23 protein-coding genes are annotated in these 22,911 nt (G+C 59.1%); 12 read left to right on the top strand and 11 right to left on the bottom strand.

Annotated elements, in window-relative coordinates; translation table 11 throughout:
* The first annotated feature begins 230 nt into the window (after window positions 1-230).
* Complete coding sequence (locus tag RYC17_RS06690; protein WP_122281479.1) at window positions 231-3,704, top strand: PAS domain-containing hybrid sensor histidine kinase/response regulator; 3,474 nt, start codon at window positions 231-233, stop codon at window positions 3,702-3,704.
* A gap of 55 nt (window positions 3,705-3,759) precedes the next feature.
* Here the strand turns inward: RYC17_RS06690 and RYC17_RS06685 are convergent, their stop codons facing one another.
* Window positions 3,760-4,698, bottom strand: coding sequence for an aspartyl/asparaginyl beta-hydroxylase domain-containing protein (locus RYC17_RS06685; protein WP_004657737.1), 939 nt, complete (start codon window positions 4,696-4,698; stop codon window positions 3,760-3,762).
* Between the two features lie 177 nt (window positions 4,699-4,875).
* Window positions 4,876-5,850: a cysteine synthase A gene (gene cysK / locus RYC17_RS06680; RefSeq protein ID WP_002552621.1), complete on the bottom strand. Its 975-nt coding sequence runs from the start codon at window positions 5,848-5,850 to the stop codon at window positions 4,876-4,878.
* Between the two features lie 126 nt (window positions 5,851-5,976).
* Between cysK and RYC17_RS06675 the strand changes: the two genes are divergently transcribed.
* Window positions 5,977-7,044 carry a DUF748 domain-containing protein gene (locus tag RYC17_RS06675; RefSeq protein ID WP_122281480.1) on the top strand — a complete coding sequence of 356 codons (1,068 nt, stop codon included), beginning with the start codon at window positions 5,977-5,979 and terminating at the stop codon, window positions 7,042-7,044.
* Here RYC17_RS06675 and RYC17_RS06670 read toward each other — a convergent pair.
* Both RYC17_RS06670 and RYC17_RS06665 read right to left on the bottom strand, forming a co-directional pair.
* Entirely contained in the window at window positions 7,041-7,529 is a 489-nt protein-coding gene (locus tag RYC17_RS06670; RefSeq protein ID WP_031594859.1) for a DUF2442 domain-containing protein, read from the bottom strand. The genes RYC17_RS06675 and RYC17_RS06670 overlap by 4 nt on opposite strands.
* The gene (locus tag RYC17_RS06665; protein ID WP_044317730.1) at window positions 7,526-7,756 is read right to left on the bottom strand and encodes a DUF4160 domain-containing protein; all 231 of its coding nucleotides are present in this window, start codon (window positions 7,754-7,756) and stop codon (window positions 7,526-7,528) included. The genes RYC17_RS06670 and RYC17_RS06665 overlap by 4 nt, the downstream gene beginning before the upstream one ends.
* Before the next feature lie 205 nt (window positions 7,757-7,961).
* Here RYC17_RS06665 and RYC17_RS06660 point away from each other — a divergent pair, with 205 nt between their 5' ends.
* Both RYC17_RS06660 and RYC17_RS06655 read left to right on the top strand, forming a co-directional pair.
* Window positions 7,962-8,807, top strand: a complete 846-nt coding sequence (locus tag RYC17_RS06660; RefSeq protein WP_058399767.1) for an AAA family ATPase — start codon at window positions 7,962-7,964, stop codon at window positions 8,805-8,807.
* A 39-nt stretch (window positions 8,808-8,846) separates the two neighbouring features.
* Window positions 8,847-10,025, top strand: a complete 1,179-nt coding sequence (locus RYC17_RS06655) for a VWA domain-containing protein (RefSeq protein WP_316902660.1) — start codon at window positions 8,847-8,849, stop codon at window positions 10,023-10,025.
* A 61-nt stretch (window positions 10,026-10,086) separates the two neighbouring features.
* On the opposite strand, the gene RYC17_RS06650 is transcribed toward RYC17_RS06655, so the two are convergent.
* From RYC17_RS06650 to RYC17_RS06640, 3 genes are all read right to left on the bottom strand, one after another.
* Window positions 10,087-10,611 carry a DUF2937 family protein gene (locus RYC17_RS06650; protein ID WP_005740963.1) on the bottom strand — a complete coding sequence of 175 codons (525 nt, stop codon included), beginning with the start codon at window positions 10,609-10,611 and terminating at the stop codon, window positions 10,087-10,089.
* A gap of 45 nt (window positions 10,612-10,656) precedes the next feature.
* Window positions 10,657-11,445: a class II glutamine amidotransferase gene (locus RYC17_RS06645; protein WP_005782804.1), complete on the bottom strand. Its 789-nt coding sequence runs from the start codon at window positions 11,443-11,445 to the stop codon at window positions 10,657-10,659.
* Window positions 11,446-11,521: 76 nt separating this feature from the next.
* Window positions 11,522-11,998: a hypothetical protein gene (locus tag RYC17_RS06640; protein ID WP_058399764.1), complete on the bottom strand. Its 477-nt coding sequence runs from the start codon at window positions 11,996-11,998 to the stop codon at window positions 11,522-11,524.
* A gap of 131 nt (window positions 11,999-12,129) precedes the next feature.
* Here RYC17_RS06640 and RYC17_RS06635 point away from each other — a divergent pair, with 131 nt between their 5' ends.
* The 7 genes from RYC17_RS06635 (at window position 12,130) to RYC17_RS06605 (ending at window position 19,000) form a co-directional block, all read left to right on the top strand.
* Entirely contained in the window at window positions 12,130-14,190 is a 2,061-nt protein-coding gene (locus RYC17_RS06635; protein ID WP_316902659.1) for a S9 family peptidase, read from the top strand.
* 80 nt (window positions 14,191-14,270) lie between these two features.
* Complete coding sequence (locus RYC17_RS06630; protein ID WP_002552612.1) at window positions 14,271-14,747, top strand: cyclic nucleotide-binding domain-containing protein; 477 nt, start codon at window positions 14,271-14,273, stop codon at window positions 14,745-14,747.
* Between the two features lie 66 nt (window positions 14,748-14,813).
* Window positions 14,814-15,188, top strand: coding sequence for a YajD family HNH nuclease (locus tag RYC17_RS06625; protein WP_003317410.1), 375 nt, complete (start codon window positions 14,814-14,816; stop codon window positions 15,186-15,188).
* Between the two features lie 85 nt (window positions 15,189-15,273).
* Entirely contained in the window at window positions 15,274-17,052 is a 1,779-nt protein-coding gene (locus RYC17_RS06620; RefSeq protein WP_316902658.1) for a copper resistance system multicopper oxidase, read from the top strand.
* Between the two features lie 11 nt (window positions 17,053-17,063).
* Window positions 17,064-17,948 (top strand): copper resistance protein B, encoded by an 885-nt coding sequence (locus RYC17_RS06615; RefSeq protein WP_316902657.1) that lies wholly within the window; start codon window positions 17,064-17,066, stop codon window positions 17,946-17,948.
* Between the two features lie 72 nt (window positions 17,949-18,020).
* On the top strand, window positions 18,021-18,521 hold the full coding sequence (locus RYC17_RS06610; RefSeq protein ID WP_002552608.1) for an RNA methyltransferase: 501 nt from the start codon (window positions 18,021-18,023) through the stop codon (window positions 18,519-18,521).
* A 98-nt stretch (window positions 18,522-18,619) separates the two neighbouring features.
* A complete protein-coding gene (locus RYC17_RS06605; protein WP_316902656.1) occupies window positions 18,620-19,000 on the top strand; it encodes a DUF2892 domain-containing protein in 381 nt (126 codons plus the stop codon).
* Window positions 19,001-19,004: 4 nt separating this feature from the next.
* Here RYC17_RS06605 and RYC17_RS06600 read toward each other — a convergent pair whose 3' ends face one another.
* A complete protein-coding gene (locus RYC17_RS06600) occupies window positions 19,005-19,454 on the bottom strand; it encodes a YcgN family cysteine cluster protein (RefSeq protein WP_316902655.1) in 450 nt (149 codons plus the stop codon).
* A gap of 211 nt (window positions 19,455-19,665) precedes the next feature.
* Here RYC17_RS06600 and RYC17_RS06595 point away from each other — a divergent pair, with 211 nt between their 5' ends.
* Complete coding sequence (locus tag RYC17_RS06595) at window positions 19,666-20,259, top strand: nitroreductase family protein (RefSeq protein ID WP_004657710.1); 594 nt, start codon at window positions 19,666-19,668, stop codon at window positions 20,257-20,259.
* A 66-nt stretch (window positions 20,260-20,325) separates the two neighbouring features.
* Here the strand turns inward: RYC17_RS06595 and RYC17_RS06590 are convergent, their stop codons facing one another.
* From RYC17_RS06590 to rnd, 3 genes are all read right to left on the bottom strand, one after another.
* Window positions 20,326-21,258, bottom strand: coding sequence for a D-2-hydroxyacid dehydrogenase (locus RYC17_RS06590; protein WP_004664280.1), 933 nt, complete (start codon window positions 21,256-21,258; stop codon window positions 20,326-20,328).
* Window positions 21,259-21,328: 70 nt separating this feature from the next.
* Window positions 21,329-21,622 (bottom strand): YcgL domain-containing protein, encoded by a 294-nt coding sequence (locus RYC17_RS06585; RefSeq protein WP_058399759.1) that lies wholly within the window; start codon window positions 21,620-21,622, stop codon window positions 21,329-21,331.
* Window positions 21,619-22,752 carry a ribonuclease D gene (rnd, locus tag RYC17_RS06580; protein WP_002552602.1) on the bottom strand — a complete coding sequence of 378 codons (1,134 nt, stop codon included), beginning with the start codon at window positions 22,750-22,752 and terminating at the stop codon, window positions 21,619-21,621. The genes RYC17_RS06585 and rnd overlap by 4 nt, the downstream gene beginning before the upstream one ends.
* Window positions 22,753-22,911 lie beyond the last annotated feature (159 nt).

Raw genomic sequence — 22,911 nt, 5'->3', positions numbered from 1 at the left:
GAGAGGCTGGGGTGAACTGACGTAGCCGCCAATCCGAGGCACATTGAAGACGTAACGCCGCCGAATGTCGATAGGACATTTCTTTTTACAAAACACCCCGCACCATTTTTCATCGTTACGGGCGTTTGCGTAACAGCTGCGACACCCCGCCACGCTCGACCTTGGTCGACAAAGACGAAGCGCGGCCATCGTGCGAGACTGCGCGCTATCAATACGGTGTGGAATTTCATATGTCGCTGTCCAGCGGGCTGATTGCGGCCGTTGCCTTGTCCTATATGGCCATCATGTTTGCTATCGCCTTTTACGGCGACCGCTACAGCGCATCGCTGCGCCCGACAATGCGCGCCTGGGTCTACAGCCTGTCGCTGGCAGTGTATTGCACCAGTTGGACGTTTTTCGGCGCGGTGGGTCAGGCGGCCGAACAGCTGTGGTCTTTCCTGCCGATTTATCTGGGGCCTATCGTGCTGATGGTGCTGGCGCCCTGGGTGCTGCAGAAGATGGTGCTGATCAGCAAGCAGGAAAACATCACCTCAATTGCCGACTTCATCGCAGCACGCTACGGCAAGTCCCAGTCACTGGCGGTCATGGTCGCGCTGATCTGTCTGATCGGCATGCTGCCGTATATCGCGCTGCAACTGAAAGGCATCGTGCTGGGCGTGAATATCCTGATTGGTGCCGTGGCTGATTCCACCGGCACCCGCGCTCAGGACACCGCGCTGGTGGTGTCGCTGATTCTGGCGCTGTTCACCATCGTCTTCGGTGCACGCAATCTGGATGTGACCGAACACCATCGCGGTATGGTGCTGGCGATTGCCTTCGAAGCACTGGTCAAGCTGTTTGCCTTCATGGCGGTCGGCGTGTTCGTCACGTTCGGTCTGTATGACGGTTTTGATGACCTGTTCAATCAGGCCAAACTTGCGCCACGCCTCGAGGAATACTGGCAAGACACGATCAACTGGCCGTCGATGTTCGTGCAGACCGGTGTGGCGATGATGGCGATTGTCTGCCTGCCGCGACAGTTTCACGTCACGGTGGTCGAAAACATCGAGCCTCAGGACCTGAATCTCGCCAAATGGGTGTTCCCGGCCTATCTGGCACTGGCTGCATTGTTCGTCGTGCCAATTGCGCTGGCCGGACAAATGCTGCTGCCCGCCTCCATGCTGCCCGACTCATTCGTGATCAGTCTGCCCCTGGCGCACGCTCATCCGTCACTCGCCCTGCTGGCCTTCATCGGCGGCGCATCGGCGGCAACCGGCATGGTAATCGTCGCCTGCGTGGCGCTGTCGACGATGATATCCAACGACATGCTGCTGCCGTGGCTGTTAAGACGCAAAAACACCGAAAGGCCGTTCGAAGCGTTTCGTCACTGGATGCTCTCGGTAAGGCGCATCAGCATTGTGATGATTCTCCTGCTGGCCTATGTCAGCTACCGGATGCTGGGTTCGACGGCCAGCCTGGCGACTATCGGCCAGATCGCCTTTGCCGCGATCACTCAGTTGGCACCGGCCATGTTCGGAGCGCTGTACTGGAAGCAGGCTAACCGGCGTGGTGTCTTTGCAGGCCTGGCAGCGGGTATCTTCATCTGGTTCTACACCCTGGTGCTGCCGGTCGCGGCGCATGGCATGGGCTGGTCGCTGAGCAATTTCCCGCTACTGTCCTGGCTGCACAGCAACCCGTTCGACCTGCCGATCTCGCCGATGACTCAGGGCGTGGTGCTGTCGATGGCCGGCAACTGCACGCTGTTCGCCTGGGTGTCGATGTTGTCGAGAACCCGAGTGGCGGAGCACTGGCAGGCAGGTCGTTTCATTGGTCAGGAAACCCAGGGACGCGACTTCAGCCGACCGCTGCTTGCCGTCCAGATAGAAGACCTGCTCAGCCTCTCGGCGCGTTTTGTCGGTGAAGACCGGGCACGTCAGAGCTTCATTCGCTTCGCCTACAGACAAGGCAAGGGTTTCAACCCCAGCCTGAATGCCGATGGAGAGTGGATCGCGCATACCGAGCGGCTGCTGGCTGGCGTGCTCGGCACTTCCTCGACCCGCGCCGTGGTCAAGGCCGCTATCGAAGGGCGCGATATGCAGCTGGAAGACGTCGTACGCATCGCCGACGAAGCGTCCGAAGTTTTGCAGTTCAACCGTGCACTGTTGCAGGGTGCCATCGAAAACATTACCCAAGGCATCAGTGTGGTGGATCAGTCCTTGAGGCTGGTGGCCTGGAACCGCCGCTACCTCGAGCTGTTCAATTACCCCGAAGGCCTGATTGGCGTCGGCCGGCCGATTGCCGACATCATTCGCTACAACGCCGAACGCGGGCTGTGCGGGCCGGGTGAGGCTGAAGTTCACGTGGCGCGACGCCTGCACTGGATGCGTCAGGGCCGCGCGCACACCTCGGAGCGACTGTTCCCCAACGGTCAGGTGATCGAGCTGATCGGCAATCCGATGCCCGGCGGCGGTTTCGTCATGAGCTTCACCGACATCACCGCGTTTCGTGCCGCCGAACAGGCCCTCAAAGGCGTCAATGAAAGCCTTGAGCAGCGTGTCGCCGCACGTACCCACGAGTTGTCGCAGCTCAATCAGGCGCTGACCGAGGCCAAGGGCACCGCCGAAGCCGCCAACGAATCGAAAACCCGCTTTCTGGCCGCCGTCAGCCATGACCTGATGCAGCCGCTGAATGCTGCAAGGCTGTTTTCTGCTGCGCTGTCGCATCAGCAGGACGGAATTTCCAGCGACGCCCAGCAATTGGTCCAGCATCTGGACAGCTCGTTGCGTTCTGCCGAAGACCTGATCAGCGACCTGCTGGACATCTCGCGCCTGGAAAACGGCAAGATCACCCCGGACCGCCAACCGTTCCCGCTCAACGCGCTGTTTGACACCCTGGGTGCCGAATTCAAAGCGCTGGCCCAGGAGCAGGGTCTGAGTTTTCGTTTCAGAGGCAGTTCACTGCGCGTCGACAGTGACATCAAGCTATTGCGCCGGGTCCTGCAAAACTTTCTGACCAATGCTTTCCGCTATGCCAAAGGCCCTATTCTGCTGGGTGTCAGGCGTTACGGCGACAGCCTGAGCCTTGAGGTCTGGGACCGCGGGCCGGGCATCCCCGAAGACAAGCGCCAGGTGATCTTCGAAGAATTCAAACGCCTCGACAGCCACAAGACTCACGCAGCCAAGGGGCTAGGCCTGGGGCTGGCGATTGCCGATGGTTTGTGTCGCATTCTCGAGCACCCTTTGCAGGTGCGTTCGTGGCCTGGCAAAGGCAGCGTTTTCAGCGTGCGCGTGCCACTGGCAGCAGCCCCGGCGACAATGCCCGATACGCTGCCGGATGTCAGCCGACCCGCGCTGAACGGCACGCAGGTGCTGTGTGTCGACAATGAAGACAGCATCCTGATCGGCATGAACAGCCTGTTGTCACGCTGGGGTTGTCAGGTGTGGACCGCTCGCAGTCGCCTGGAATGCGAAGCGCTGCTGAACAATGGCGTCAGGCCGCAGATTGCGTTGGTGGATTACCATCTGGATGAGGGCGAAACCGGTACTGAACTGATGGCCTGGTTACGAACCCGCCTGGGTCAACCGGTGCCGGGCGTGCTCATCAGCGCTGATGGCCGTCCGGAGTTGATTGCTCAGGTGCATGCAGCAGGACTCGATTACCTGCCCAAACCGGTCAAACCCGCAGCGCTGCGAGCGTTGTTGAGCCGGCATGTGAATCTGGACTGAGAAAGGGCTGACGGTTGTTCGCCGTGACAGCGAACAACCGGATCAAAGCGGTTGCTTAACCAAACAACCAGTAGCCCAGTAACGTCAGCACCACCACCGCCAGTACAGGCCGCAAAACTCGGTAGGCCTTGGGGTTGGCGCGCTTGAACTGCTTGACCTTGCCACTGAAGCCGTCGCTGAAGCGCTTGCTGAACGCATATGCCTGATTGATCCCGCCGACACGCTCGTCATCCAGATTCTGCGGCGCGGTTGCACGGCCCAGAAACGCACTGACGCTGCGGTTCACACGCGTCATGAAGCGGTTGGTCAGCGGACGCTCGACGTCACAGAACAGAATCACCCGGGTCTGCGGCGTTTCATTCTTGACCCAGTGCACGTAGGTCTCGTCGAACATCACGTCCTGGCCGTCACGCCAGGCGTATTCCTTGCCATCGACAAAGATCCGGCAGTCATCGGAATTCGGCGTAGACAGCCCCAGGTGATAACGCAGGGAACCGGCAAACGGATCGCGATGCGGGTTGAGGTGGCTGCCGCCCGGCAACAGCGCGAACATCGCGCCTTTGACGTTGGGAATGCTGTTGACCAGCTCGACAGTCTTCGGGCACAGCGCTTCGGCAGATGGCAGTGCCTTGTCGTACCACTTCAGGTAAAAGCGCTTCCAGCCCTTCTTGAAGAACGAGCCGAAACCGGCGTCGTTGTTCTTCTCGGCAGCCCGAATGTAGCCTTCATCGAACAGGTGCATGGCTTCGTCGCGAATGGTTTCCCAGTTGTCCTTGAGGATATCCAGCTCAGGGAATTTGCTGCGGTCCAGATACGGTTCGGACGGCACGCGGGAAAACAGGTACATCAGTGCGTTGTAAGGCGCGAACAATGCCGAATGGTTGACGAACTGCCGCAACAGGGGCAGCCGGGCCCGACCGCGCAAATGAACGTACAGCGTGCTGCCCAGAAACAGCATCAGGATCGATGCCTTGGCAACAAATGAAAGGGTCATGAAGCTCTCCTTGAAGCGGGCAGATAACGCCAAACGTCACGCGGGCAGTACTGATGCATGATTCTGAATGAAGGACCGCAAGCACCGGACGAACAGAGATAATCGTCCGGTGACGCGTAAGCTGGCCATCATAAACCCTTGCGTTGCCCGCATGAAGTGCACACTTGCGAAGATGTGTTACTGGGAAAGCTCCTGATCGGTAAACAGGTCGCTGAACAGCATGCTGGACAGGTAACGTTCGCCAGAGTCAGGCAGGATCACCACGATAGTCTTGCCCTGCATCTCCGGTTTTTCAGCCAGACGGACGGCCGCCGCCATGGCTGCTCCGCACGAGATACCGCAAAGGATGCCCTCTTCCTGCATCAAGCGCCGCGCCATGGCCTTGGATTCTTCATCGGTGACACGCTCTACGCGGTCCACAATCGACAGGTCGAGGTTTTTCGGAATGAAACCGGCACCGATGCCCTGAATCTTGTGCGGGCTGGGCTTGATCTCTTCACCGGCCATCGCCTGGGTGATAATCGGCGAACCGTCCGGCTCGACCGCAACCGACAGGATCGGCTTGCCTGCGGTGTGCTTGATATAGCGGGAAATACCGGTGATAGTCCCGCCAGTCCCGACGCCTGCCACCAGTACGTCGATAGCGCCGTCGGTGTCCGCCCAGATTTCAGGGCCGGTGGTCTTTTCATGGATGGCCGGGTTGGCCGGGTTCTCGAACTGTGCGGGCATGAAGTATTTTTCCGGATCGCCCGCCAGCAGCTCTTCTGCCTTGGCAATCGCGCCTTTCATCCCCTTTGCCGGTTCAGTCAACACCAGTTCGGCACCCAGCGCCTTGAGTACCTTGCGACGTTCTATGCTCATGGAAGCGGGCATGGTGAGCATCAATTTGTAACCACGGGCGGCGGCAACGAATGCCAGGCCAATCCCGGTATTGCCCGAGGTCGGTTCGACGATGGTCATGCCAGGCTTGAGTTTGCCGCTGCTTTCAGCGTCCCAGATCATGTTGGCGCCGATACGGCACTTGACGGAGTAGCCCGGATTACGTCCTTCGATCTTGGCCAGAATCGTGACACCGCGGGGCGCAATACGATTGATCTGCACCAGCGGCGTATTACCGATGGAATGGGCGTTATCAGCGTAGATACGGCTCATGAAAGTGTCCTTGTGCACATCGGTTAAAGACCCAAAGCCTATGCCGCCAACCCTGGGGCGTCCAGTCTGACCGAACGGATGACCGCGTACGCAGTCAATCCCTCATTGAAACAGGAGACTCATGTCATGAAACGTCGCTACAGCTGGCCGCTATGGACCATGGCCGCTCTGGTAGTTCTGCTGATCGCGGTCAATATCGCCTTGCCCTATCTGGTGCGCGACTATCTGAACGACAAACTGGCCGACATGGGCGACTACCGAGGTGAGATCACCGACGTAGACCTGGCACTGTGGCGAGGGGCTTACCGGATCAAAGGACTGAAGATCGTCAAGACCGACGGCAAGGTCCCGGTGCCTTTCTTCGACGCGCCGATGATCGAGCTGGCAGTCAGCTGGCATTCGCTCTGGTATGACCATGCCGTGGTGGCGAAAGCCCTGTTCACCGGCCCGCAGATCAACTTTGTAGACGGTGGCAGCAAGCAAGCCTCGCAGACCGGTCAAGGCACTGACTGGCGTACCCAGATGAACAAGCTGCTGCCCATCACCCTCAACGAATTGCGCATCGATAACGGGCGCATCACCTTCAATAACTTCAACTCCACGCCCAAAGTAAAAATCGAGGCGGATCAGGTCAATGCCAGCATCTATAACCTGACCAACGTGGTCGACGTGGAAGGCAACCGCGATGCCGAGTTCAAGGGCAAGGCACGTCTGCTGGGCCATGCCGACCTGGAGAGCACCGCCAGATTCGATCCGTTCAGCAACTTTGAAGATTTCGACTTCAAACTGCGCGCCACCGGCATTCAGCTCAAGAAGCTCAACGACTTCTCGTCGGCGTATGGCAAGTTCGATTTCAACGCCGGCGATGGCGATGTGGTGATTGAAGCGCAGGCCGACAAAGGCCAGCTCAAGGGCTATATAAAGCCGCTGCTGCGCAACGTGGACGTGTTCAACTGGCAGCAGGACGTCGAGAACAAGGACAAGGGCGTTTTCCGCTCGATCTGGGAAGCGCTGGTCGGCACCAGCGAAACCGTATTGAAAAACCAGCGGGAAAACCAGTTCGCCACCCGTGTCGATCTGAGCGGCAGCGTCCATCAGCAGGACATCAGCGGCTTCCAAGCGTTTCTGCAGATCCTGCGCAATGCTTTCGTGCAGGCATTCAATGCGCGTTATGAGAGCAGCAAGGGGTCTTAGTGGTCCTTTTTATCCACGGAATAAACACCCCGCTCCTCGGCGGCATGTGCCTGTTGCTGCAATGCATCCCAGCCCAGGCAAGCCAGCGCAAGGGTACGTGGCGTAGCTTCGCGAGAGTTGCTGTAGCGAGTGATGCTGCGAGGGCTGACACCCAATGCCTGTGCGGCCTTAGCCAAGGGCAAACCCGTGCGGGCACGCCACCCGATGAAAATACGCGTGTTTTCGTCGGTGGCAGCTTGAGCCTGAGCGTCGAGATACAGGGTATCCGCACCGATCTGGATATCCAGTTCAGGCCATTCAACCGTCCAGCCATCATCGCCCACTTGGGCGTGGGCAAAGGCTTCAGCAGCAATCAGGGGTCGTAACCCCGGAAAAGCCTGCACATCAGCGCTCATGTCGAGGACGAATTGTTGATCGTCGATGAATGTCAGGGCCAGCCGGTATCCGGACTGCGCCTGAACATCCCTGAGCCGGGGTCGTTTCATGGATGCCATCGTTTCCACTCCTCCATCAGTTCGTCGCGGTGAATTCGTATCCATTCGAGAGCTTCCTTAAGCACAACAGTCGGGGCATGTCCGCGCATGGGCTCTACGAGCTCAAGGCAAATCAGTACATCCAGACCACCACCGGTCAGATGCACATGCGGCGGCAGGTGGTCTTTTTCCCTCAACTGAATCCTGTATTTATCCCTGAATCTGTATTTAGTCGACATGAAGCGTATGGTATAGCCAAATTAGCCATACCAAAAGCAGCGTTACAATTTCGACCCGGTCACTGCGTGACGCCCCATTCAAGAACTGAATGAGGCGTCTGCGTTCACAGCCGTCCGGCAGCCACGTTATAGTTCCGGCATTGCTTGCCCCTGTTACGGTGTGCGCACCGGCAGGCTGCGCCTACCCACGTGAAAAGGATTGATCATGAAGTTCGAAGGCACCCCGGCATACGTCGCCACTGACGATCTCAAGCTGGCGGTCAACGCGGCAATCACGCTGGAGCGTCCGCTGTTGGTCAAGGGCGAGCCCGGCACCGGCAAGACCATGCTGGCCGAGCAAATGGCCGAGTCCTTTGGCGCGAAGCTGATCACCTGGCATATCAAGTCCACTACCAAGGCGCATCAGGGCCTCTACGAATACGATGCCGTCAGCCGTCTGCGTGACTCTCAATTGGGCGTGGACAAAGTCCACGACGTACGTAACTACCTGAAAAAGGGCAAGCTCTGGGAAGCCTTCGAGTCCGATGAGCGGGTCATTTTGCTGATCGACGAGATCGACAAGGCCGACATCGAGTTCCCCAACGACCTGTTGCAGGAACTCGACAAGATGGAGTTCTACGTCTACGAAATCGATGAAACGATCAAGGCCAAAAAGCGCCCGATCATCATCATTACCTCCAACAACGAAAAGGAATTGCCGGACGCCTTCCTGCGTCGCTGCTTCTTCCACTACATCGCCTTCCCGGACCGTGCCACCCTGCAACGCATCGTCGACGTGCATTACCCGGACATCAAGAAAGACCTGGTGAGCGAAGCGCTGGACGTGTTTTTCGACGTGCGCAAAGTGCCGGGCCTGAAGAAGAAGCCCTCCACGTCCGAACTGGTGGACTGGCTGAAGCTGCTGATGGCCGACAACATCGGTGAAGCCGTACTGCGTGAGCGCGACCCGACCAAGGCGATCCCGCCGCTGGCCGGGGCGCTGGTCAAGAATGAACAGGATGTGCATTTGCTTGAGCGTCTGGCGTTCATGAGCCGCCGCGGCAACCGTTGAGCGCGTCCATCAACCCCGTTACGTAAAAGGGCGACAGCCATGCTGCTCAACCTGTTCAACGAAATGCGCGCGGCCAAAGTGCCGGTGTCTCTGCGTGAACTGCTGGACCTGATCAATGCGCTGAAACAGCGGGTTATCTTTGCCGATATCGATGAGTTCTACTTTCTTGCGCGCACGATTCTGGTCAAGGACGAGCGCCATTTCGACAAATTCGACCGGGCCTTCGGTGCGTATTTCAAAGGTCTGGAAAATCTCGACGATCATTTGCAGGCATTGATCCCTGAAGACTGGCTGCGCAAAGAGTTCGAGCGCTCACTGAGTGACGAGGAACGCGCGCAAATTCAGTCCCTCGGCGGCCTCGACAAGCTGATCGAGGAATTCAAGAAGCGTCTGGAAGAACAGAAGGAACGCCACGCGGGTGGCAACAAATGGATCGGCACAGGCGGCACCAGCCCTTTCGGCTCGGGGGGCTATAACCCTGAAGGCATTCGTGTCGGCGACGCAGGGGAACGCAAGGGCAAGGCAGTCAAGGTCTGGGATGAGCGCGAATATAAAAACCTGGACGATCAGGTCGAACTGGGTACGCGCAATATCAAGGTGGCCCTGCGTCGTCTGCGCAAGTTTGCCCGCCAGGGCGCTGCGGATGAACTGGACATCGACGGCACCATTGATCACACAGCTCGCGATGCGGGCCTGCTGAACATTCAAATGCGCCCTGAGCGGCGCAACACCATCAAATTATTGCTGCTGTTCGACATCGGCGGTTCGATGGACGCGCACGTCAAGATCTGCGAAGAGCTGTTCTCGGCCTGCAAGACCGAGTTCAAGCATATGGAGTATTTCTACTTCCATAATTTCATCTACGAATCGGTGTGGAAGAACAACCTGCGCCGCGGCTCGGAGCGAACCGCCACTCAAGACCTGCTGCACAAGTACGGCGCAGACTACAAAGTGATTTTCATCGGCGACGCTTCAATGGCACCGTATGAAATCACCCAGCCCGGTGGCAGCGTCGAACACTGGAATGAAGAAGCAGGCTATGTATGGATGCAGCGCTTCATGGCCAAATTCAAGAAGATCATCTGGATCAATCCCTATCCGAAAGATGCCTGGGACTACACCACGTCCACGCATATCGTGCGCGACCTGATTGAAGGACAGATGTACCCGCTAACCCTGCGCGGCCTGGAAGAAGGCATGCGTCATCTGGCGAAATAAGCATGACGGGCGCGTGCTGACTCTATGCAACGCCCGTTGTCGTTATTACCGTATCCAGCGATCAGCGCCAGTCCCGCTCAAGTTGCGGCTTGCGTCGTCCGCCGTGGATCACCCAGCCGAGCAACAGCACGAAGCTTTCGATCACCAGCGCCAGCAGCAATGCACTGATGATGCCCCAGGCAATGACTTCGGGGGCCAGCAGAACTTGCCACGTATAACCGTTGAACGTTTCCCGGCGGATATCCGCATCGGCAGACGTGACGACGAACAGGGCTTTGGAATACCACGGTCCCTGGAGTCCGAGCCACTGACGCTCAAGGATATGGGTACGGCTCATCAACGTATCGATGTTGTCCGCATCGGCTCGGAAAACCGGGTCTTCGCTGCTGCGATAGTGTTGGATCAGCGCCTGTATATCGCCCTTGAAGAACTGCTGCGCAGTAGCGGTGTAGCCCTTGACGGCCTGTTGCGCCTCGATCAGATGCGCTTCGACACGCTTGCTGTAATCACTGATGAATCCGGGGATCTGTACCCCGAACAGCAGGCCTGTCGTGAACAGGACCAATCGCAGATAACTTCGCAGCATCAATATCCCTCTTCTTTTTTATCCAGTATGCCGGTGGAGGCGCTGTTACTGCACTGCTGTCTCGACCGAGCCTTGCGCCACGCACTCACCCTTGCGCCACAGGCTCCACTGGCCCGGTTCATAGCGCTTCCAGTTTTCGTTCTCGGTCAATGGCTCGGTGGCGATCACAGTCACCACGTCGTGCGGCGTTGTTTCAGCCTGAAAATCGACAATCACGTCGACATCTTTCAACCTTGCCGGGCCGAAAGGAGCGCGCCGGGTGATCTGAACCAGTTTGGTACTGCAAAAGCAAAACAGCCAGTCGCCATCGCTCAACAGGCAGTTGAATACGCCTTTACTACGGTATTCAGTGCAGGCCTGGATCAGTGAGGGCAGTAATTGCTCGACCTCAACCGGCTCGGGAAAGGCTTCGCGAACGCGATTGAGCAGGTCGCAGAATGCAGCTTCGCTGTCGGTATCGCCCACAGGCCTGTAGAAAGTGGCACCGGGGGTGAAATCGGCTAGCTGACCATTGTGCGCAAAGCACCAGTTGCGACCCCAGAGTTCACGCACGAAAGGATGAGTGTTGGACAGGCAGACCTTGCCGACGTTGGCCTGACGAATATGGCCAATCACCACTTCGCTCTTGATCGGATAGCGCTGCACCAGTTGTGCAACTTCTGATTCGCTGCTGGCTGCCGGGTCCTGAAACAAGCGCAGGCCGCGACCCTCGTAGAAGGCAATGCCCCAGCCATCGCGATGCGGACCAGTACGCCCGCCACGCTGCATCAGCCCGGTAAAGCTGAAGACTATGTCGGTCGGGACATTGGCGCTCATGCCCAGTAGTTCACACATGCTCAGGTTCTCGCTTCAAGACGTTTTGCAGCAGGTCATGCGCCGACAATGACGGCGCATGCCAACGAAGCGGGATCTACAACCGCGGTTCGACCCGTGCAGCCCTGGTCGGAGGAAGCGGCGCAGCGGATTTGCGAGGGTAGCGATCGTCCTCGGCAAACGGTTCGTCAGTGGAGTCTGTGTCGGCAGGCTGAGCGACGGGCCGGGGCTGGCGAGCCTTGCGGCTGCGCTCGATCGGCCAGCGAATGAGCACGAACAGCGCGTACGCAGCGAAGGCGAACATGCCATACATGGCCAGATCCGACACAGCGGTCCAGACATTGCTGCCGACCTTGAACATCAGGTCGAGCGCGGTGATCGCCACGGCTGGCGCCATCGCATCCTTGGCAGGGTCGACCATGGTTGGCGTAAACAGCAGCACCGCGACTGCTACCAGCAACGGTTCCTTGAGATAACGCCACATCCAGCGGGTCATCAGGAACCATACCAGCAGGCAACCCAACGCGGCGAAGGCGTAGACGCTCCAGGCGATCAGATAGTCGTTTTCGGTCATGACGTCCGTGGTAAGGCAGGTAAAGAGGCGCTTATGATAACGGCTTTTGCCTGACGCGGCTTGCCTCGCTTCAGTAATCGGTTCAGCGTGTACCGAATTTCCATGATTGATGCCTAAACAGAGAGCCCAGCATGTCCTTCTCGAATGCAACCTCCAGCGCCCCGATTGCTCGCAAGGCCGACGGTTCCGATCCCTATGCCTGGCTACAGAACCGCGACACTGACGAGGTGCTCGACTACCTCAAGGCGGAAAACGCCTGGCAGGAACAGCAACTGGCAGAGCAGACCGGGTTGCGCGAAAACCTGTTTCAGGAGATCAAGGGCCGTATCCTCGAAACCGATTTGTCACTGCCCTCCCCTTGGGGGCCGTACCTTTATTACACGCGCACCACACAAGGCGATGAATACGCCCGTCACTATCGCTGCCCGCGCCCGGCCGACGACTCCAACACGGTGGATGAAAGCCGTGAAGAACTGTTGCTGGACCCGAACGCGATGGCCGATGGCGGCTTCTTTTCGCTGGGTGCGTTCAGCATCAGCCCCGATCATCAGCGCCTGGCCTACAGCCTGGACACCAGTGGCGACGAGGTGTACCAGCTTTACGTCAAGGAACTGAGCACCGGCCAGATCAGCAGCCTGCCGTTTGAAGACTGCGACGGCAGCATGACCTGGGCCAACGACAGCCAGACCCTGTTTTTCGGTGAGCTGGACGATACCCATCGCCCCGGCAGGCTGCATCGCCACACATTGGGCAATGCATCGGCAGAGCTGGTGTTCGACGAGCCGGACGGTCGATTCTTCCTGCACTGCTTCCGCAGCAGTTCCGAACGCCAACTGATCATTCTGCTCAACAGCAAAACCACCAGCGAAGCCTGGGTGCTGGACGCCGATCATCCGCAGCAGGCCTTCACCTGCCTCGCGCCGCGCAGCGAAGGGCACGAGTATTACCCGGATCACGGCCTGCTCAATGGTGTGTGGAGCTGGTTCATCCGCAGCAATCAGAGCGGCATCAACTTCGCGCTGTATCACGCAGCGGAACACGCCAGTGGCGCCCCGGCTCGCGAAGACTGGCAGACCCTGGTTGCACACGATGACAAGGTCATGCTCGAAGGCGTGAGCTTCAACGCCAAGGCCATCAGTCTGAGCCTTCGCGAGGGCGGCCTGCCGATCATCGAAGTACGCCCGCAGGATCTGCCTGCCTATCGCGTGCAGTTGCCCGACGCCGCCTACAGCCTGTATGTGCAGGACACCCTGGAGTTCGACAGCGACAGGATTCGCCTGCGCTACCAGTCGCTGAACCGTCCGGCGCAGGTGCGTCAACTGACCCTGGCCAGCGGCGAGCAAGTGGTACTCAAGGAAACGCCGGTGCTGGGCACCTTCGACGCCGATGCCTACGTCAGCCAGCGTTTGTGGGCCACCGCCAGTGACGGCACTCAGGTGCCGATCAGCCTGGTGGTCAAGCGCGAGCTGGTCGGCAAAGCGACCCCGCTGTATCTGTACGGCTACGGCGCTTACGGCGAAAGCCTCGACCCGTGGTTTTCCCACGCGCGCCTGAGCCTGCTCGAGCGTGGCGTGGCGTTTGCCATCGCCCATGTACGCGGCGGTGGCGAGCTGGGCGAGGCTTGGTATCGCAATGGCAAGCAGGAACATAAACAGAACACCTTCGGCGACTTCATTGCCTGCGCCGAACATCTTGTTGCCCAAGGCCTGACCAGCGCCGAACAGCTTGTCATCAGCGGTGGCAGCGCCGGTGGTCTGCTGATCGGTGCCGTGCTCAACCAGCGACCCGAGCTGTTCAAGGCAGCGATTGCCGAAGTACCGTTCGTCGATGTGCTGAACACCATGCTCGATCCGGACCTGCCGTTGACCGTCACCGAATACGACGAATGGGGAAACCCGCAGGAGCCTGAGGTCTATGAGCGCATCAAGGCCTACGCGCCTTATGAGAACGTCAGCGCTCAGGCGTACCCGGCCATGCTGGTCATCGCCGGTTACAACGACAGCCGTGTGCAGTATTGGGAAGCCGCCAAATGGGTGGCGAAGTTACGCGCCTGCAAAACCGACGACAATCTGCTGCTGCTCAAGACCGAACTGAGTGCCGGACACGGCGGCATGAGTGGACGCTATCAAGGGTTGCGTGACGTGGCGCTGGAGTACGCGTTTATCTTCAAAGTATTGCAGATCGCCGAATGAACTTGGCGTGAAACACCTGTCTTACTAGCATCGGGGGGCACGGAGCTGCCCCCTTCGTATCAGGATTGAAAGACCGAACCATGTCAGAACCATTGTCCAACCTGAACAACGCCATACGCGACATGCTGCTGGACTGCGGCCTGTTCGACACGCTGCTGCCCGGCGACTTCGTGACCGTAGCCGGGTATTTCAGCATTACCGACATCGAAAAAGGCGAGACCATCTTTGCCGAGGGCGATGCCGGGACATTCATGTGCATCATTCATCAAGGCACCGTGTCCGTGCAGAAACTTGCTGCAGACGGCCAACAGGTCGAGATTGCCGTTCTGCGTCGCGGGCGGGCATTCGGAGAAATGGCTGTACTGGATGGCGAACGTCGCTCGGCCAGCTGTATCGCGGCCACCCAATGCCAGTTATTGAACCTGGGACGCGACTCTCTGGACAAGATGCTCGACGAAGCGCCGAAAATCGCCGCCAAGATCATTCGTGCCCTGGCCATCTCGTTGTCCAGGCGCCTGCGCATGGTCGACGGCCAATTACTGTCTCAGCAGGTGTGAGTTTGCCCATCTGGCGCTAAACTTGCCGATATTCCGCTTTCAATGCGCACACGCACAGGTGACACCATGAGCACGGCCAATCCTCCTTCCCATACTGCCAAGCTGGACCGCATTCTGGCCGACGCCCAGCGCGACCGCGAGATGGGCTACCGCGACAAGGCGTTGCGCATGTACCCGCACGTCTGCGGCCGTTGCGCCCGCGAGTTCGCTGGCAAACGCCTCAGCGAACTGACCGTGCACCACCGCGACCACAACCACGACAACAATCCGCAGGACGGTTCCAACTGGGAGCTGCTGTGCCTGTATTGCCACGACAACGAGCACTCGCGCTACACCGATCAGCAGTACTTCGCCGATGGCTCCCTGGGCAGTCCGAAAACCGCCAAGGCGACCCACAACCCGTTCGCCGCGCTGGCAGGTTTGATGAAGAAAGACGAGTAACCCGGCACTTTCCCGCAACCGCACCTCCCCGCCCTACCCGCGCAGTCTTCGGCCTGCGGCCAACCGACTGACCGGATATTTCGCCATGCCCTCCCGTACCTCAAGACGAACCTTTGTGAAAGGGCTTGCCGCCAGTGGCATCCTCGGTGGCCTGGGGCTGTGGCGCAGTCCGGCATGGGCGGTTCCGAACCCGGGTCAGCCGGCCGGGCTGTCCGGTACCGAGTTCGACCTGTTTATTGGCGAAACCCAGGTCAATATCACCGGTAATACCAGAACCGCGATGGCGATCAACGGCGGTATTCCAGGCCCGCTGTTGCGCTGGCGCGAAGGCGATACGGTGACCATCAGGGTAAAAAACCGTCTCGACGAAACCACCTCGATCCACTGGCACGGCATCATTCTGCCCGCCAACATGGACGGCGTGCCGGGGCTGAGCTTCGACGGTATCGCGCCCGATGGCATGTACGTCTATCGCTTCAAGGTCAAACAGAACGGCACCTATTGGTACCACAGCCACTCGGGCTTGCAGGAACAGTCGGGGGTTTACGGGCCGCTGGTGATCGACGCCAAAGAGCCTGAGCCATTCGAGTACAACCGCGAACACGTGATCATGCTCAGCGACTGGACCGACGAAGAGCCGCTTCAACTGATGAAGACGCTCAAGAAACAGTCCGATTACTACAACAATAACAAGCGCACCGTCGGCGATTTCATCAACGACGTCGGTGAGAAAGGCTGGAGCGAGACCACTGGTGATCGCTGGATGTGGGCGAAAATGGGGATGGACCCGACCGACCTGGCGGATGTCAGCGGCGCGACCTACACCTACCTGATGAACGGCCAGGCCCCGGACATGAACTGGACCGGTCTGTTCAAGGCTGGCGAGCGGATTCGACTGCGCTTGATCAACGGCTCGGCCATGACGTATTTCGACGTACGTATTCCGGGCCTGAAAATGACCGTAGTCGCCAGCGACGGTTTGCACGTCAAGCCAGTGACGGTCGATGAATTGCGCATCGCGGTGGCAGAAACCTTCGACGTGATCGTCGAGCCTGCCGAAGGTGCCTACACGCTGTTCGCCCAGTCGATGGACCGCACCGGCTACGCTCGCGGCACCCTGGCCAGCAGGCCGGGCTTGCAGGCCGTCGTCCCGCCCCTGGATCCACGCCCATTGCTGAGCATGGATGATGTGGGCATGGCGGGTATGGATCATGGCAGCATGAACCACGGCGCAGCCCCGGCAATGGACGACATGTCAGGCATGGACCACAGCAAGATGGGCCATGACTCGATGCCCGGCATGGACCACAGCAAGATGCCGATGAAAGAAACACCTGCCATGCAGCCACACCCGGACAGCGAACAAAACAATCCGCTGGTCGACATGCAGGCCATGAGCACCTCGCCCAAACTCGACGATCCGGGCATAGGCCTCAGGAACAATGGCCGCAGAGTCCTGACTTACGCAGACCTGCGCAGCACCTTCGAAGACCCCGATGGCCGTGAGCCCAGCCGCACGATCGAGCTGCACCTGACCGGGCACATGGAAAAATTCGCCTGGTCGTTCGACGGTGTGAAATTCTCGGACGCCAAACCGCTCATGCTCAAGTACGGCGAGCGAGTGCGTATCGTGCTGGTCAACGACACGATGATGACTCACCCCATCCATCTGCACGGCATGTGGAGCGATCTGGAAGACGAAAACGGTCAGTTCATGGTGCGCAAACACACCATCGACATGCCTCCGGGTTCACGCCGCAGCTATCGCGTCACAGCTGACGCACTGGGCCGTTGGGCTTATCACTGTCACATGCTGTACCACATGGAAATGGGCATGTTCCGCGAAGTGCGGGTGGAAGAATGAGGATTTTACCGGTGAATGGATTGCGCAACTCGTCCTGCCTGCCAACCCTGCTGCTGACGGCAGGCCTGGCGATAACACCTTGGGCAAACACGCAGGCTGCCGGAATGGAAGGCATGGAAGGCATGGATCATGGCAGCCACTCGATGCCTATGGACGCCAGCGAGCACAATGCCACCCCAATGCAGAGCCGGACACCAATCCCGCCTGTCACCGACGCCGACCGGGCTGCGGTGTACACCAGCCATAGCGGGCATCAGGTCCACGACAGCGCCATCAACAGTTACTTTCTGGCCGACAAGCTGGAATGGCAGGACGCAAACGACGGCAGCGCGCTGGCCTGGGACCTGTCCGGCTGGATTGGCGGTGATGTCGACCGCTTGCTGTTGCGTTCAGAGGGCGAGCGCAGCAACGGCAAGACCGAGGAGGCGGAAGTCCAGGCGTTATGGGGTCATGCCGTCAGCTCATCGTGGGACGTAGTCGCCGGGGCACGCCAGGACTTCAAACCTGGCGCGCCACAAACCTGGGCGGCTTTCGGCCTGCAAGGGCAGGCGATTTCGGATCTTGATATCGAAGCCACGGCATTTATCGGTGAAGCCGGGCAGACCGCTGCGCGCCTGGAAGCCGACTACGACCTGTTGCTGACCAACAATCTGATTCTTCAGCCCACTGCCGAGCTGAATTTCTACGGCAAGAACGACCCGCAACGCGGCAATGGCTCGGGCCTGTCGACCAGTGAGTTCGGCCTTCGGCTGCGCTATGAAATCACCCCGCAATTCGCTCCTTACGTGGGCGTAACCTGGGATCGGTCCTACGGCAATACTGCCGATTACGCACGCGAAGACGATGAGGACGTTGCCGACGCGCGGCTGGTCGTCGGTTTACGCATGTGGTTCTGAGCGTCGGAATTGAAAATGGCATTGCTCTGAAGCTGCCGTATAATCCGCGGTTTTCTTCAGAGCACCCTCCCCGTGGCCAATAAACGGTACGCCTGCATCGGTCTTTACAACCCCAAGTCCCCGGAAAATGTCGGCTCCGTCATGCGAGCGGCCGGCTGCTACGGCGTGGCGTCGGTGTTCTATACCGGTAAACGCTATGAGCGTGCGCGGGACTTCATCACCGACACCAAGAAAATCCATCAGGACATCCCGCTGATCGGCATTGAAGACCTCAAGAGCATTCTGCCGCTGGGCTGCATTCCGGTGGCCGTCGAACTGGTGGACGGTGCCCGTGCCCTGCCTGAATACACGCACCCTGACCGCGCGTTGTATATCTTCGGTCCGGAAGACGGCTCGCTCGATCAGGACATTCGCGACTGGTGTGAAGACGTGGTCTATATACCGACCGAGGGCTGCATGAATCTGGCCGCAACCGTCAACGTCGTGCTCTACGACCGCATGGCCAAAGGCATCAATACCCGCTCGGGGCCACAGTTCGGTCGCGAGAAAATCGATCCGGCCAGCGACCGCTGACGGAAAAGCATTGAACCTGTGTCGCGGGCGAACAGTCAGTTTCTCTGAACCGGGTTACTACCTACTTCCTGCGAATTACCGCCTCATGGAGAGCCATCATGCGCGACACCCCGATTATCGAACGCATCGACACACCTGAACTGCTGCAGCGCACCCCTGATCAGAACGTCCACGGCTGGGAGCGCATTGGCTCACTGGCTGGCGGTGTATTGATGATGGGCAAAGGTGTCCGTCGTGGCGGCTTTCTGGGCCTGATCCAACTGGCCATCGGCGGCGCAGTGCTGGCTCGTGGCATCAGCGGTCACTGCTCGGCCAAAAGCCTGGTGGAAAAAGGTCGCAGCGACCTGCACAGCGCCCGCTCGACCATCGAACGTGCCGGTGCCCAGTTGAACAACCTGAAAGACGACGCCGAAAACGCGGTGAAAAACGCTGCCGTCAAAGGCGTGGAAGCGCTGACCGAGCCAAAGCCGGTCGTGTAAACGCTCAACCTGCGCGAAAGATCAGGTAATCCTCCCAGTCGTCTTCGGCCACACTGTTCTCGCTGAGCATGCGGCCGGACTGGGAGATACGCTCGTGATGCACAGCCGTGCGATCACCACACACCAAATGATGCCAGAGCGGCAAATCCTTGCCCTCGCTGACCAGCCGGTAGCCGCAGGTCGGCGGTAGCCATTTGAATTCATCTGCCTGGCCAGGCGTCAGCTGAATACAGTCAGGCACCGACGCACGACGATTGCCGTAGTCGGAGCACTGGCAGGTCTTTAGGTCCAGCAGCTTGCAGGCGATCCGCGTGTAATAAACGCTGTTGTCTTCTTCGTCTTCCAGCTTCTGCAGGCAGCACAAGCCACAGCCATCGCACAACGATTCCCACTCTTCGGTGCTGAGCTGGTCAAGGGTCTTGCGAATCCAGAAGGGTTCAACTTTAGCGGCCATGGTTCGGACAACGGTATCGAAAATGAAAAGGCCGTCAGTCTAGAGGTACAAAGGGTGCGGGCCAAGCACTTGCGACTGCCGGTAGCCGGGACTTGTCAGCGACAGGGCAAAACAGTAGCGTTAACGGGTTTTCCAGTGCGCTCAAGCGATGCCTGCCGACCACGGCCCATCAAGCCACGCTCGTTTTCCACCTTCGCTATCAAGGACTTTCATGAGCACGAACCCTCGCATCGCCGATCACCCTATCGACCCGCAATTCACCGAACGCTGGTCGCCACGCGCGTTCAGCGGCGAAAGCATCGATCAGGAAACCCTGCTGAGCTTTTTCGAAGCCGCACGCTGGGCACCCTCAGCCTACAACACGCAGCCTTGGCGTTTTCTGTATGCACGTCGCGACACGCCTAACTGGGAGCGTTATCTGGGCCTGCTCAACGAGTTCAACCGCAACTGGGCGCAACATGCAGCAGCATTGGTGATCATCGTCTCCAAGACCACCTTCGTCGCACCAGGGGCAACCGAAGAAAGCCCGGCCTTGTGGCACACCTTCGATACCGGCTCGGCCTGGGGTTATCTTGCGCTGCAAGCGAGCCTGAGCGGCTGGCACACCCACGGCATGGCGGGCTTCGATCAGGACCTGACCCGCAAGGAGCTGAACATTCCAGAGGATTACGCACTGCATGCCGCGGTGGCCATCGGCAAAATCGGTGACAAGTCGACGCTGCCGGAATACCTGCAAGGCCGCGAAGCGCCAAGCCCGCGCAAGCCACTGGCAGAACTGGCCGCTGAAGGTGATTTTTCGCTGTAACTGACTGATCTCTGCGATCGATGCCGGCGAGCCGACGCCTGAAACGTCGGCTCGCTCGGAACCGCTTCAATAACCTCGCGAAAAATCGACCTCTCCGCGCAGTGCTTCTCCAGCCTGAAACGCCTTGAGGTTTTCAACGAAAAGCTCGGTCATGGCCACCGGCGATGTCGGGGCCGAACTATGACCGGTCAACAGCAGACCATAGGCCGTCCAGAATGGATGGCGCTGCGGCAAAGGCTCCTGACGGCACACGTCAATGACCGCACCGGCCAGATGGCCTTCCTTCAACGCCTCGACCAGATCTGCGTCCACAACCGCTACACCGCGCCCGACGTTGATGAACAACGCCGTTGGCTTGAAGCTGGCGAACAGCTTCGCGTCGTACAGGTCGTGTGTCTCAGGTGTATTGGGCAGCAGGTTGATGACGTAATCCATCTCGCCAAGCAGCCGCGTCATGTCTGACAGCGCTGTCACCTCGATGAACGGCGCCTGAGTGCGCGCACTGGAGGCCACGCCGTAGACCTGCACACCGAACGGCAAAAGAAACTCGGCGACACGCTGGCCGATATCACCGGCGCCCACGATCAGTACCTTGCGACCAGACAGGCTCTGGCCAGTACGATTGTCCCACTTGCGCTCGACCTGACTCATCAAACGCGCCAGCACCTCACGCTCGTGGCCGAGCATGTAGGTCAAAACAAATTCAGCCATGACCTGACCGAAAATCCCGACTGCACGCGTCAGGCGATATTCGCGCGACAGGCTGTCGGCCAGCAGTGGCGTGATGCCTGCCCAGGTGGATTGCAGCCACTGAGGCTTGTGCCCTTGACGCAGCAGGTTGGCCATCAGATCCGGCTGTCCCAGCCAGACCGGGCAATCGCTGGCCATTCGCGACAGCTCGGCAGAGTCGCCCGTGCTGAAGACTTCCAGGTCAGGCGCAGCCTTGCGCAACAATTGGGTGTAAACGTGATAATCGTGCTCGGCAATCAGAACGCGCATGTTTCAAAAACCTTAAAAACAGGACAGGCAGCCCACGGCGATGTGGACTGCTTTACAACGTGAGCAACTATTACATCGGATCGTTGCGGCGCAGCAGCTCTTCCGGCAAATGTTCGATGTAGTCATCTTCGGCAGGGGGCATCTGCAGGTGATAACCCTGGCTGTCGAGATTATCCAGCACCACATTGATGTCCTCGCGCGACAGCGCACGCTCGGGGCTCAGGACCAGGTCGAATGCATGAACAGGCTTGCCAAACGCGACCAGCAGTTCAGGCGGCACGCGTTTGAGGACATCGCTTTTCAAGACGTAAAGGTACATCTCGTTTCTTTTCGGGCTGCGATAAATCGAGCAGATACGCTTCAAGACTGTTCTCCGGGGGTGGCCAGGCTGTCCAGCAGCGCCTGCCCCATCAACTCGCGACGCCAGCCACGCAGCGAGTCGGGCAATTGGTAAGGACCGTCGGGGTAGCCGCTCTTGAGCAGCGCTTCGAGAGTCTTCTTGCGCAGCATCAACTCTGGAGCCATGTCCAGCTGCTCGGCGTATTGCTGACCGATTGCACGCAGACGCTTGATCGACCCGGCTGCATCAATGGGCAGTGGCTCAGGCAATGCAGGCGGCCACTCTTCTGGTGGAAGCGTACCTGCGGTCTTTATCAGCTCAAGCAGAAACTCGCCGTCATGGCGAACGGTGCGCGGGTGCATGTCTTCGATACGCCCCAGTGCAGCGAGGTTGTCCGGCTGCGTCTTGGCCAATGGCCACAGCGAGTGCTCGCGCACAATACGGTTGCGCGGCAGGTTGCGGGCGCGCGCCTCACGCTCACGCCAGGCACACAGCTCACGCAGCACCGCCAATTGGGCGCGGGACAGTTTCCAGGCCAGTTTGGCCTCACGGTACACCTCGTACGGGTCAACTTCGCGGCGCAGGTTGGCGACCAGTTCGGCACCGTCATCCAGCAGCCAGGCGTATTTGTCATCGGACAAACGCGGACGCAGGATGGCGAACAGTTCGGCAAGGTGCACTGCATCTTCAGCGGCATAGCTGATCTGCGTTTCTGACAGCGGACGTTGCAGCCAGTCAGAACGGGTTTCGCCCTTGGGCAGGTCGATGTTGAGGACCTCCTGCACCAGACGTGAATAGCCCATGGAAAAACCGAGGTTCAGGTAAGCGGCTGCCAACTGGGTATCAAACAACGGCACCGGCAGGCTGCCAGTCAGACGCAGCAGAACTTCGAGGTCCTCGCTGCACGCGTGCACCACCTTGATGACGTCGGGGTTTTCAAGCAACGCGGACAGCGGCCGCCAGTCGTTGATCAGCAAAGGATCAATAAGCCAGGCGCTTTGCCCGTCGCCAATCTGCAGTAGCGCTGCTATCGGATAAAAAGTATCGACCCGCATAAACTCGGTGTCGAGCGCGACAAAAGGCAGCAACTGCCATTCTGCGCAATGCCGGGCGAGGCTGTCGTCGTCGCGAATCCAGTGAATATCGATGGCCACACGGCTCTCCCTTCAACAATGGCGCGCAGTATATATCGTGATGGGAGATTATCGCGCGTCTGTCGTCCCGGTCTGGCGTATCTTCACGCAAATGACAGACAGGAGGGGCTGTTGCCTGGCAAAAGGGCCAAGGGTGATCGCCTCCACGCAGGCGTGGAA

Origin of the sequence: Pseudomonas syringae group sp. J248-6, assembly GCF_032586995.1 — a bacterium.
Classification (GTDB): Bacteria; Pseudomonadota; Gammaproteobacteria; order Pseudomonadales; family Pseudomonadaceae; genus Aquipseudomonas; species Aquipseudomonas amygdali.
The sequence above is the reverse complement of the archived record's forward strand: the minus strand, read 5'-3'. Positions and strand labels throughout refer to the sequence as shown.

Excerpts from the sequence above, each read along its gene's own strand:
- RYC17_RS06690 (WP_122281479.1), top strand. The coding sequence starts at position 231 with ATGTCGCTGTCCAGCGGGCTGATTGCGGCCGTTGCCTTGTCCTATATG.
- RYC17_RS06685 (WP_004657737.1), bottom strand. The coding sequence starts at position 4,698 with ATGACCCTTTCATTTGTTGCCAAGGCATCGATCCTGATGCTGTTTCTG.
- cysK (WP_002552621.1), bottom strand. The coding sequence starts at position 5,850 with ATGAGCCGTATCTACGCTGATAACGCCCATTCCATCGGTAATACGCCG.
- RYC17_RS06675 (WP_122281480.1), top strand. The coding sequence starts at position 5,977 with ATGAAACGTCGCTACAGCTGGCCGCTATGGACCATGGCCGCTCTGGTA.
- RYC17_RS06670 (WP_031594859.1), bottom strand. The coding sequence starts at position 7,529 with ATGAAACGACCCCGGCTCAGGGATGTTCAGGCGCAGTCCGGATACCGG.
- RYC17_RS06665 (WP_044317730.1), bottom strand. The coding sequence starts at position 7,756 with ATGTCGACTAAATACAGATTCAGGGATAAATACAGGATTCAGTTGAGG.
- RYC17_RS06660 (WP_058399767.1), top strand. The coding sequence starts at position 7,962 with ATGAAGTTCGAAGGCACCCCGGCATACGTCGCCACTGACGATCTCAAG.
- RYC17_RS06655 (WP_316902660.1), top strand. The coding sequence starts at position 8,847 with ATGCTGCTCAACCTGTTCAACGAAATGCGCGCGGCCAAAGTGCCGGTG.
- RYC17_RS06650 (WP_005740963.1), bottom strand. The coding sequence starts at position 10,611 with ATGCTGCGAAGTTATCTGCGATTGGTCCTGTTCACGACAGGCCTGCTG.
- RYC17_RS06645 (WP_005782804.1), bottom strand. The coding sequence starts at position 11,445 with ATGTGTGAACTACTGGGCATGAGCGCCAATGTCCCGACCGACATAGTC.
- RYC17_RS06640 (WP_058399764.1), bottom strand. The coding sequence starts at position 11,998 with ATGACCGAAAACGACTATCTGATCGCCTGGAGCGTCTACGCCTTCGCC.
- RYC17_RS06635 (WP_316902659.1), top strand. The coding sequence starts at position 12,130 with ATGTCCTTCTCGAATGCAACCTCCAGCGCCCCGATTGCTCGCAAGGCC.
- RYC17_RS06630 (WP_002552612.1), top strand. The coding sequence starts at position 14,271 with ATGTCAGAACCATTGTCCAACCTGAACAACGCCATACGCGACATGCTG.
- RYC17_RS06625 (WP_003317410.1), top strand. The coding sequence starts at position 14,814 with ATGAGCACGGCCAATCCTCCTTCCCATACTGCCAAGCTGGACCGCATT.
- RYC17_RS06620 (WP_316902658.1), top strand. The coding sequence starts at position 15,274 with ATGCCCTCCCGTACCTCAAGACGAACCTTTGTGAAAGGGCTTGCCGCC.
- RYC17_RS06605 (WP_316902656.1), top strand. The coding sequence starts at position 18,620 with ATGCGCGACACCCCGATTATCGAACGCATCGACACACCTGAACTGCTG.
- RYC17_RS06600 (WP_316902655.1), bottom strand. The coding sequence starts at position 19,454 with ATGGCCGCTAAAGTTGAACCCTTCTGGATTCGCAAGACCCTTGACCAG.
- RYC17_RS06595 (WP_004657710.1), top strand. The coding sequence starts at position 19,666 with ATGAGCACGAACCCTCGCATCGCCGATCACCCTATCGACCCGCAATTC.
- RYC17_RS06590 (WP_004664280.1), bottom strand. The coding sequence starts at position 21,258 with ATGCGCGTTCTGATTGCCGAGCACGATTATCACGTTTACACCCAATTG.